Below are 8,986 nucleotides of genomic sequence, written 5' to 3' on the forward strand. Positions count from 1 at the left end.
TTTTGCCCTGGCCGCCAGTCTGGTGGGCTTGAGCCTGCCGGCCGCGGCGCAATTTGCCAAACCCGAAGATGCCATCAAATACCGCCAGAATGCGCTGTTTGTGATGGGCCAGCATGTCAGCCGCGTCGGCGCCATGGCGGCAGGCCGTGCGCCCTACGACGCCAAACTGGCCGCCGACAGCGCGGACATCATCGCCGACATGGCGAAATTGCCCTGGGCCGGCTTTGTGCCGGGCTCCGACAAGGGCGGCAACACCCGAGCCAGGCCGGAAATATGGACCGAACAGGTCAAATTCATGCAAAGCAGCGACAAGCTGATTGCCGACACCGCCAGGCTCGCGGCGGTGGCCAGGAGCGGCAACCTGGAGAACCTGAAAACCGCGTTCGCGGCGACGGCAGGCACCTGCAAATCCTGCCACGATGCGTTTCGCAGCCAGTAGGGTGCAGGAGGTCAGGCTTTTCCGGGAACTGACGCGCTATTGAATTGATAGCTATCCATGCTCGTCAGATAAGGACAAAAGACAAATTTCATTTAAAATCGGCCTTTTTTTGGGCTGGGGGTGACCGAAATCAGGTTTCGGCCAGCAGCTTTTCAATCAGCTGGTGCAGCGCCGCAAAATCCGGCTCGCCCACATACTGCTTGACGATCTCACCGCGCTTGTTGACCAGGTAGGTGGTGGGCGTGAGCTGCACATCGCCCCAGGCCTTGGCCACCGCGCCGGTGTTGTCGATCGCCACCTTGAAGGGCAGCTGGCGCGTCTCGGTGTAGTTGACGACATAGCTGGGCGGGTCGTAGCGCATGGCCACGGCCAGCGTGTCATAACCGCGCCCTTTGTACTTGTTGTAGGTCGAGATGACCTTGGGCATCTCGGCCACGCAGGTGACGCAGCTGGTGGCCCAGAAGTTGACCAGGGTGACCTTGCCCTTGAAGTCGGCGCTGGTTTTCTTGCTGCCATCAAGCAACACAAAGGTCGATTCCGGCGCAGCCTGCACCCCGCTGCAGCCGTACAAACCCGCCATGCTGGCGATGCCAAGCGCCGCCACCGCAAGCATGCGGCATACTGAAACGCTCGAATTTCTATTCATTGTGAAGGTTCCCATCATGCGACGTCGCAATTTTAACCAGGCCGGTATCAGCGCGCTGGGCGCCCTGATAGTGGCCACCTACAGCCAAGCCCATGCCTTGGCATTGGGCGACCTGACCAATGCCGAGGCCAGCAGCGGCCTGAAAACCGCACTTGAAAAAGGCGCTTTGGCGGCCGTTGCCCTGCTCGGCAAACCCGATGGATTCCTGGGAAACCCAAAAGTTCGCATTCCCTTGCCCGGCTACCTTGAAGATGCGTCCAAACTGCTGAAAAACTTTGGCCAGGGCAAGCGCATTGACGAACTGGTGACCGCCATCAACCGCGCCGCCGAAGCCGCCGTGCCCATGGGCAAGGACTTGCTGCTCAGCGCCGTGCGCGGCATGACCGTCACCGACGCCAAAAACATCCTGCAGGGCGGAGAAACCTCGGTGACCCACTTTTTCGCCGAGAAAACCCGGGCGCCACTGGGGCTGAAGTTTTTGCCGGTGGTGACCCAGGCCACCGAAAAAGTCGGCCTGGCCAACAAATACAACGAATTTGCCGGCAAGGCGGCCGGTTTTGGCCTGGTCAAGAAGGCAGACGCCAACATCCAGCAGTACGTCACCGGCAAGTCGCTGGACGGCCTGTACCTGATCATTGGCGAAGAAGAAAAGAAAATCCGCCAGGACCCGGTGGGCAGCGGCAGCGCGATTCTCAAGAAGGTGTTTGGCGCGCTGAAATAACCCCGGGATGCCGGCTACACGCCAAAATAGTGATCAAATCAAGCCGTAGCCCTTGTAAAACAAGCATAGTTTGCTATTAAAATAATAGCAAATCGGAGGCTTCATGGCCCCCGCCGCGCTACAGGGCCCGGGCCAGTTCCAGTGTCAGCACCGACGGCAGCTGCGCCCGCAGTACTTCCCGGCTGACGCGGGTCATGTTGTCGCCCATCCAGCTCGAGACCTCGAAGGTGTTGGGGTTGTCGGCGATTTCCAGCAGGCCGATATTGGGCTCGATGTTTTTGACATCATTGACCAACAGGTCAAATTCGTTGTCGTGCAGCCGCTCGTCAATGATGATCAGGTGCGGCATGTCCAGCTCCATGTAGCGCCTGGCCCGCAGCACCGTCGGGACCGAGTCCGCATTCAGGCCCAGCATGCGGCTGGCTTCATCGACCTCGCCGCGGACCAGCGGGTCGTTGCTGATCACCAGAATGCGCAATCCGGCCAGCGGCTTGGTGCCATTGTGAAAGGACGAGTCGCCGCTGGCATCGATTTCCAGCGTGGTCAGACCTTCCAGCACCCGCACGGTGCGGGCAAATTCCAGCTCCAGTTTGGCCTCGCCACTGGCGGACAATTCCTGCTGCAGCGTCACGCCCATGGTCTGGGCGGTGTGGCTCAACAACTGCCCGTTGATGGTGTCGGCCTGGCGCGCCGGGTCGTCGGGCGCCAGCGGGGCGGTGGCCTTGATGACCAGCATGCCGTGCTCCGGCCAGTTTTTGATGCTCAGCGAGATCATCAGGTGCTGTCCGTGGGCACAGCCCCAGTTCAGGGCGGCGTCAACCAGGCCGGAGAGCAGGCCGGGATCGACGATAATTTCCACCGGCTTGATGTTGTAGCGAACCTCAATGCCCCTGGCCTCGAGCTTGGGGCTGAGCTCGCGCAGCACCTCGTGCAGCAACTCGTCGAGCCGGATGCGTTCGTGCGACTGGCGCAGCCGGCCTTCGGCGAGCCGGCCAATCTGCTGGGTCTGGCGCGCAATCTGGCTGGCCGCTTCAATCGCGGCGTTCAGCTCTTTCATCTGACGGCGGGAAATCTGCCGGGTCTGCGTGAAGTCATGCACGATTTGCTGCATCGCGTTGATGGGCGCGGACAGCTCGGCCCCGATCTGGCTGACCAGGGTGTAGTCGGTCGTGGCCTGCGCCGCTGCTTGCGGTGCAGCATTGGCGGCCGAATCGGGCGCGACTTCAGCGGCCGGGGGCCGCTTGCTGCTGCCGTTGACGGCTGCGACGCGTGACGTGAACTGCACTTGACTTACCTTCTGGTTTGTTGATTAAGGCCGGGCGGTGCGGGTCTGCTGGACAGCGCTGGCGAACCACCTGAAAAAAAATTCAACCCACAATGCCATTCCACCACGCATTGAGGGACTCGACAACTTCTTTCGCATAACACGATTGCTTGCAATTGTGCATTAATCACGCTATGCACCAATATGCTTAAACGGGGCGCACCGAGAACGCCTGGCGCGCGCTGACCAACCTGTCCTGCAGGTAGGCACCATAAAAATCGGGCACCGCCACACCCACCAGCCGCTCCGCCAGTTCCTGCCCTTGCGGACCCAGAAACAGCAGGGTCGGCGTGAAGCCCGCTTGCCAGGCGCTGATCTGGGCGGCGGGCGAGGTGGGGTTGCCGTCAAAGCCGGTCAACGCGCTGCCGCGGTCACTGAGGCTGAGCTGCCACGCGTGCAGGCCTTGCTGCTGGCGCATCGGCAGCAGGTAGTTGCGCCGCACCAGCTCGCAATACGGACAGCCCGGCAGGCTGACCAGCAGCAGCAGCGGCTCACCCTGGGCTGCGGCGGCCCGGGCCGCCTGCGGCAGTGATGCCGGGGTGGGCAGGCGGCTGTCTTTGGCCAGTGCCAGCGACGGCTGCAGCAACGCGGGCAGGCCCAAGCCGCCGGCCAGTGTGGCGAAAAACCGGCGCCTGTGGAGCGGCGATGCCGGCGTCACGCGGCACAGCCCAGCAGGATTTTTACCAGCGCCGCGGGCTCGCTGATCATCGGGGCATGGCCGGTCTTGAGTTCGACGACGCGGGCCTGGGGACTCCAGGCGCCGTCCCAGAACTGCGGGTCCTGCACGCGCAGGCGGCTGGGCGCGATGGTGGCCAGCGCCGGCTCGGTGCAGCTGACGTAGGTGCGCGGCACGCTGGCCACGCGCTGCACGTCAAAGGCCAACGGCGCCTGGTAGGTGTTGCCGGGGTGCGGCGTCTGGCGGCGTTTGGCCCAGGCGTGGTCGGCCTCCTTGAGGCCAAACACCGCCGGGTCGGGTGGCGGAAAACTGAAGCGGGTGGTGGCCTGCGCGGCCGTCAGGCGCTCCTGCTGCGTCGCCGCCGACTGGGTGCTGCTCCAGCTTTCGCCCGGCCTGGGCAGCACCGCATCGACATACACCAGGTGCTTGAGGTGCTTGCCGAGCCGGTCGGCCACGGCGGTGCCAATCATGCCGGCGTAGGAATGCACGGCCAGCATCACTTCGCTCAGCTCCTCGACTTCAATCGCGCTGATCACATCGTCAATGTGGGTGTCCAGAGTGATGGCGGGCGACAGCAGGTGGGCGCGTTCCCCCAGTCCGGTCAGCGTGACGGCATGCACGCGATGGCCCTGCTGCTGCAGCGCCAGGGTGACGCGCTGCCAGCACCAGCCGCCCAGCCAGGCACCATGCACCAGAACAAAATTGGCCATCAGATCACCTCCTTGTGTTTCAGGTCAGACAGTTGCGCCTCCGAGTAGTTCAATAGCTCGCGCAAGACCGCGTCGGTGTGCTGGCCCAGCAAGGGCGGCGGCAAATCGGCGCGCACCGGCGTGGCGCTGAGCTTGATCGGGCTGGAGACCAGCCGCAGCCGGTCTTTCAGTGGGTGCCGCCACTCGGTCACCATGCCGCGCGCCCCGATTTGCGGGTCGGCAAACACCTCGGTCAGGCTGTTGATGGCGCCGCAGGGCACCTTGGCCACCTCCAGCGCGGCCAGCCAGTCGGCTTTGCCGCGGGTGCGCATCACGGCTTCCAGAATCGGCACCAGCTGCGCGCGGTTTTTGACGCGGTCACGGTTTTTGGCAAATAGCGGGTTCACGCCCAGTTCGGGGATGTTGGCCACCCGGCAGAACTTCACATACTGCGCGTCGTTGCCCACCGCCAGAATCAGGTGGTCCTTGCGGCCGTCGGCGCTGGGCGCGACCTCAAACACCTGATACGGCACGATGTTCTGGTGCGCATTGCCGGCGCGGCCCGGCGCCTTGCCGCTGACCAGGTAATTGGCGCCCAGATTGGCCAACATGGCCACCTGGGTGTCGAGCAAGGCCATGTCGACCTGCTGGCCCTCGCCGGTTTTTTCGGCGTGGCGCAGGGCGGCCAGTATGCCCACGGTCGCGTACATGCCGGTCATCAAATCGGCCACCGCCACGCCGACTTTTTGCGGGCCACCGCCCAGGTCGTCGCGCTCGCCGGTCACACTCATCAGCCCGCCCATGCCCTGAATCGCGTAGTCGTAACCGGCCCTGTCGGCATACGGCCCGTTCTGGCCAAAGCCCGTGACCGAGCAGTACACCAGGCGCGGGTTGATGGCCTTGAGCGCGGCATAGACCAGCCCGTAGCGCGCCATGTCGCCAACCTGGAAGTTTTCGACAACCACATCGCACCGCGCAACGAGTTCGCGGATCAGCGCCTGGCCGGCCGGCTGGGCAATGTCGCAGGTGACCGAGCGCTGGTTGCGGTTGGTGCCCAGGTAGTAGGCCGCCTCCTGCGTGTCCGCGCCGTCGGCGTCCTGCAGAAACGGCGGGCCCCAGCTGCGGGTGTCGTCGCCGCTGCCGGGGCGCTCGATCTTGATGACATCAGCGCCCAGATCGGCCAGCGTCTGGGTACACCACGGGCCCGCGAGGACGCGGGACAAATCGAGAACACGAATGCCTTGAAGAGAGTTCATGCGCCTGATTTTGCGCGAAATCCGGGCGCGGCGACAATCGCCAATGCCTGTACAGTGCATGACGTGTCGCCCCTTCAAAAAGTTTCAGAGCGCCCGATGCCCCGACCGACCCTGACCCTTTTAGCCGCCCCCCTAGCCGCGTTGCTGGCGCTGGCGGCCTGCAACCCGGCCTTCAACTGGCGCGAAGTGCGGCCGGAAAACACCCGGCTCAGCTTTTTGCTGCCGTGCAAGCCCGACAAGGCGCAAAAAACCGTGCCCTTTGGTGGCAAGCCGACCCCGCTCGCCATGCTGGGCTGCGAGACCGGCGGCATTACCTTTGCCGTGGCCGTGGCCGACCTGGGCAACAGTGGCGAGGCCGCCCAGGCGGCGACCCTGCTGGCCCAGTGGCAAAGCCTGACCCTGGCCAACATGCGGGCCGGCGCGCCGCAGCTCAGCCCGCTCAAGCTGCCCGGCGCCGCCATCGCGCAGCCGCCGGTGCTGGTGACGGCGCAGGGCCAGCGCGCCGACGGCACGTCGGTGAGCGGGCAGGCCGCCTACTTTGCCCAGGGCGCGCAGCTGTTTCAGGCCGTGATGTACGCCGACCGGCTGCCGCCCGAAGTGGCCGAGACCTTTTTCTCCAGCCTCAAGTTTGCGCCGGCCAGCCCGTGAAGCAGCGCCCATGACGGCGATTGCACCGCCGCTTGCCGCCCTGAACGGGCGGCTCGACAGAAAAACCGGCGCCCTCGTTTTTCTGGCCTTCGCCGCCGCCTATTTTTGTTCGGCGCTGCTGCGCGCCATCACCGCCACCCTGGCGCCGGTGCTGACGCAGGATTTTGCGCTGCATGCGCGCGACCTGGGGTTGCTGGCGGGTGGCTATTTTCTGGGCTTTGCGGCCACCCAGTTGCCGCTGGGCCGCTGGCTGGACCGTTATGGCCCCAGGCGCGTCATTCTGTGGTTTTTGGCCTTGGCGGTGCTCGGCTGCCTGGCGTTTTCATGGGCCAGCAGCTTTGCCGGGCTGCTGGCCGCGCGCGTGCTGGTCGGCATGGGCGTCAGCGCCTGCCTGATGGCGCCGCTGACGGGCTACCGGCGCTGGTTTGATGGCGCGACGCTGCTGCGCGCCAACTCCTGGATGCTGATGACCGGCTCGCTCGGCATGCTGGCCTCGACCCTGCCGGTGCAGTGGCTGATGCCGCTGACCGGCTGGCGGCCGCTGTTCTGGATGCTGGCGGCGCTGATCGTGCTGGCCATGGCGGCGATTGCGTGCGTCGTACCCGATTTGAACGTGGCGGGGCCGGATCGCGGGTCGCAGTCGCCAAAGCCGGCGACTTACGCCGAAGTTTGGGGAAACCGCTACTTTCAGAAAATGGCGCCGCTGGCGCTGTTCAACTACGGCGGCATGGTGGCCATCCAGACCCTGTGGGCCGGACCCTGGATGATCCGGGTCGCGGGCTACACGCCGCTGCGGGCCGCCACCGGGCTGTTCTACATCAACGCCAGCATGCTGCTGACTTTCTGGAGCTGGGGCATGGTCAACCCCTGGCTGGCGCGCCGGGGCTGGCATGCGACCCGGCTGATTGGCGGGGGCGTGCCGCTCAGCCTTCTGGTGCTGGCCGTCAATATCGGCGCCGGCGAAGCCACCGGCTGGCTCGGCTGGGCGCTGTTTTGCATGAGCTCCAGCACCCTGGGCCTGGCCCAGCTGGCGGTCGGCATGGCGTTTCGGGACGCGCTGGCCGGGCGGGCGCTGTCGGCCTACAACCTGATGATTTTCGCCGGCGTGTTTGTGGTGCAGTGGGGCATAGGCCTGGCGCTGGATGGCTTCAGGGCCGCGGGCCTGAGCCAGGTGGCCAGCTTTCAGGCCGCGATGGCGGTGTTTTTGTGTTGTTGTATCGCCTCATACGCCTACTTTCTGAGTGTGAAAGTCGATAATCCTGCCTCATGAACGGCATTTTCGTCATCGCCCACGGCCCGCTGGCCTCTGCCTTGCGCCAGTGCGTGCTGCATGTGTTTCCCGACAACCAGGCCGGCGTGGTGGCGCTCGATGTGCTGCCCAACCTGCCGCCCGAAGAAACCCTGGCCCAGGCCCGCATCATGCTCGGGCAGATGCAGGCCAGCACCTCCGACGTGCTGGTGCTGGTCGATGTGTTTGGGGCAACGCCTTGCAACGTCGCGCAAAAACTGGTCGACGGCGTTCATTCCAAGCTCATCACCGGCGTCAACCTGCCCATGCTGCTGCGCACCGTCTCCTACCGGCACGAGTCGCTCGATGCGCTGGTGGCCCGCGCGCTGGTGGGTGGCGCGCAGGGCGTGATGCAGGTGGCCATCACCGCGCCGCAGAATCAAAACCGCAGAAGCCATGATCAAGACCCAGACCAGCATCAACAATAAGCTGGGCCTGCATGCCAGGGCTTCGGCCAAACTGACCAAACTGGCCGGCAGCTTTGCCTCGGAAGTCTGGATGAGCAAGGGCGAGCGCCGCGTCAACGCCAAGAGCATCATGGGGGTCATGATGCTGGCCGCCGGCATCGGCAGCACGGTTGAAGTCGAAACCCACGGGCCGGACGAGCGGGCCGCGATGGATGCCTTGCTGGCCTTGATAGCCGATAAATTCGGCGAAGGGGAGTGATGTTGCCCCCACCTTCGCTCACTGCGTGTAGCGCTCTGCCCCCCGGGGGGCTAATTTTCCTTGGGGTGGCCCGGCGGAAAATTGCCTTACCCCGTCTCCTGTGGCGGCGAATCTTGACCATTTTTGTGGGGTAGCTGGATGACTTTTTCTGTCCACGGTCTGGCGGTCTCGCGCGGCATTGCGATTGGCCGCGCCGTGCTGGTGGCGTCCAGCCGCGCCGATGTGGCGCACTACTTTATCGACGTGGCCAACACGGACGAAGAGATCAGCCGCGTGCGGACTGCCCGCAATGCGGTGGTGGAAGAAATCACCAAGTTGCAGCAGGAGCTGCCCAAGGACGCGCCGCACGAAATCGGGCCGCTGCTGGACGTGCACCTGATGCTGCTGCAGGACGAGCAGCTGATCAGCGGCGTCAAGCACTGGATCACCGAGCGCCACTACAACGCCGAGTGGGCGCTGACGACGCAGTACGAAATCATTGCGCGCCAGTTTGACGACATGGAAGACGAGTACCTGCGCGAACGCCGGGCCGACCTGGAGCAGGTGGTCGAGCGCATCCTGCGCCGCATGCAGGGCGTGGCCTCGCCGATGCAGCCGGTCGTCACCGCCGGCGCCAGCCGCAAGCAGTCGCCG

The 8,986-nt window shown here is 64.7% G+C and carries 12 protein-coding genes; 7 read left to right on the forward strand and 5 right to left on the reverse strand.

All coding sequences use genetic code 11. The annotated features are described in order from the left end of the window. Positions 1-7: 7 nt before the first annotated feature. Positions 8-439 carry a cytochrome c gene (locus tag RMO23_RS09355; RefSeq protein WP_309680795.1) on the forward strand — a complete coding sequence of 144 codons (432 nt, stop codon included), beginning with the start codon at positions 8-10 and terminating at the stop codon, positions 437-439. Between the two features lie 130 nt (positions 440-569). Here the strand turns inward: RMO23_RS09355 and RMO23_RS09360 are convergent, their stop codons facing one another. Then, a complete protein-coding gene (locus tag RMO23_RS09360) occupies positions 570-1,052 on the reverse strand; it encodes a TlpA family protein disulfide reductase (RefSeq protein WP_405041586.1) in 483 nt (160 codons plus the stop codon). A 49-nt stretch (positions 1,053-1,101) separates the two neighbouring features. On the opposite strand from RMO23_RS09360, the gene RMO23_RS09365 reads away from it, so the two are divergent. Beyond that, the gene (locus tag RMO23_RS09365) at positions 1,102-1,806 is read left to right on the forward strand and encodes a DUF4197 domain-containing protein (protein WP_309680777.1); all 705 of its coding nucleotides are present in this window, start codon (positions 1,102-1,104) and stop codon (positions 1,804-1,806) included. A 118-nt stretch (positions 1,807-1,924) separates the two neighbouring features. Here the strand turns inward: RMO23_RS09365 and RMO23_RS09370 are convergent, their stop codons facing one another. The 4 genes from RMO23_RS09370 to RMO23_RS09385 all read right to left on the reverse strand — a co-directional run bounded on the left by RMO23_RS09370 (position 1,925) and on the right by RMO23_RS09385 (position 5,751). Beyond that, entirely contained in the window at positions 1,925-3,091 is a 1,167-nt protein-coding gene (locus RMO23_RS09370; protein ID WP_309680779.1) for a hypothetical protein, read from the reverse strand. 187 nt (positions 3,092-3,278) lie between these two features. Next, entirely contained in the window at positions 3,279-3,788 is a 510-nt protein-coding gene (locus tag RMO23_RS09375; protein ID WP_309680781.1) for a hypothetical protein, read from the reverse strand. Beyond that, complete coding sequence (locus RMO23_RS09380; RefSeq protein WP_309680783.1) at positions 3,785-4,516, reverse strand: alpha/beta fold hydrolase; 732 nt, start codon at positions 4,514-4,516, stop codon at positions 3,785-3,787. Before RMO23_RS09380 ends, RMO23_RS09375 begins: the two co-directional genes overlap by 4 nt. Continuing rightward, positions 4,516-5,751 (reverse strand): CaiB/BaiF CoA-transferase family protein, encoded by a 1,236-nt coding sequence (locus tag RMO23_RS09385; protein ID WP_309680784.1) that lies wholly within the window; start codon positions 5,749-5,751, stop codon positions 4,516-4,518. Before RMO23_RS09385 ends, RMO23_RS09380 begins: the two co-directional genes overlap by 1 nt. 96 nt (positions 5,752-5,847) lie before the next feature. Between RMO23_RS09385 and RMO23_RS09390 the strand changes: the two genes are divergently transcribed. From RMO23_RS09390 to RMO23_RS09410, 5 genes are all read left to right on the forward strand, one after another. After that, entirely contained in the window at positions 5,848-6,399 is a 552-nt protein-coding gene (locus RMO23_RS09390) for a hypothetical protein (protein WP_309680786.1), read from the forward strand. A gap of 10 nt (positions 6,400-6,409) precedes the next feature. Beyond that, a complete protein-coding gene (locus tag RMO23_RS09395; RefSeq protein ID WP_309680788.1) occupies positions 6,410-7,669 on the forward strand; it encodes an MFS transporter in 1,260 nt (419 codons plus the stop codon). Continuing rightward, positions 7,666-8,115, forward strand: a complete 450-nt coding sequence (locus RMO23_RS09400) for a PTS fructose transporter subunit IIA (RefSeq protein ID WP_309680790.1) — start codon at positions 7,666-7,668, stop codon at positions 8,113-8,115. Before RMO23_RS09395 ends, RMO23_RS09400 begins: the two co-directional genes overlap by 4 nt. After that, positions 8,084-8,353: an HPr family phosphocarrier protein gene (locus RMO23_RS09405; protein ID WP_309680792.1), complete on the forward strand. Its 270-nt coding sequence runs from the start codon at positions 8,084-8,086 to the stop codon at positions 8,351-8,353. Before RMO23_RS09400 ends, RMO23_RS09405 begins: the two co-directional genes overlap by 32 nt. A gap of 138 nt (positions 8,354-8,491) precedes the next feature. Further along, the coding region (locus RMO23_RS09410; protein WP_309680793.1) for a phosphoenolpyruvate-utilizing N-terminal domain-containing protein at positions 8,492-8,986 on the forward strand (495 nt) is incomplete at its 3' end.

The organism is Polaromonas sp. (genome assembly GCF_031411155.1).
Lineage (GTDB): Bacteria > Pseudomonadota > Gammaproteobacteria > Burkholderiales > Burkholderiaceae_C > Polaromonas.

Excerpts from the sequence above, each read along its gene's own strand:
- RMO23_RS09360 (WP_405041586.1), bottom strand. The coding sequence starts at position 1,052 with ATGCTTGCGGTGGCGGCGCTTGGCATCGCCAGCATGGCGGGTTTGTAC.
- RMO23_RS09365 (WP_309680777.1), top strand. The coding sequence starts at position 1,102 with ATGCGACGTCGCAATTTTAACCAGGCCGGTATCAGCGCGCTGGGCGCC.
- RMO23_RS09380 (WP_309680783.1), bottom strand. The coding sequence starts at position 4,516 with ATGGCCAATTTTGTTCTGGTGCATGGTGCCTGGCTGGGCGGCTGGTGC.
- RMO23_RS09385 (WP_309680784.1), bottom strand. The coding sequence starts at position 5,751 with ATGAACTCTCTTCAAGGCATTCGTGTTCTCGATTTGTCCCGCGTCCTC.
- RMO23_RS09390 (WP_309680786.1), top strand. The coding sequence starts at position 5,848 with ATGCCCCGACCGACCCTGACCCTTTTAGCCGCCCCCCTAGCCGCGTTG.
- RMO23_RS09395 (WP_309680788.1), top strand. The coding sequence starts at position 6,410 with ATGACGGCGATTGCACCGCCGCTTGCCGCCCTGAACGGGCGGCTCGAC.
- RMO23_RS09400 (WP_309680790.1), top strand. The coding sequence starts at position 7,666 with ATGAACGGCATTTTCGTCATCGCCCACGGCCCGCTGGCCTCTGCCTTG.
- RMO23_RS09405 (WP_309680792.1), top strand. The coding sequence starts at position 8,084 with ATGATCAAGACCCAGACCAGCATCAACAATAAGCTGGGCCTGCATGCC.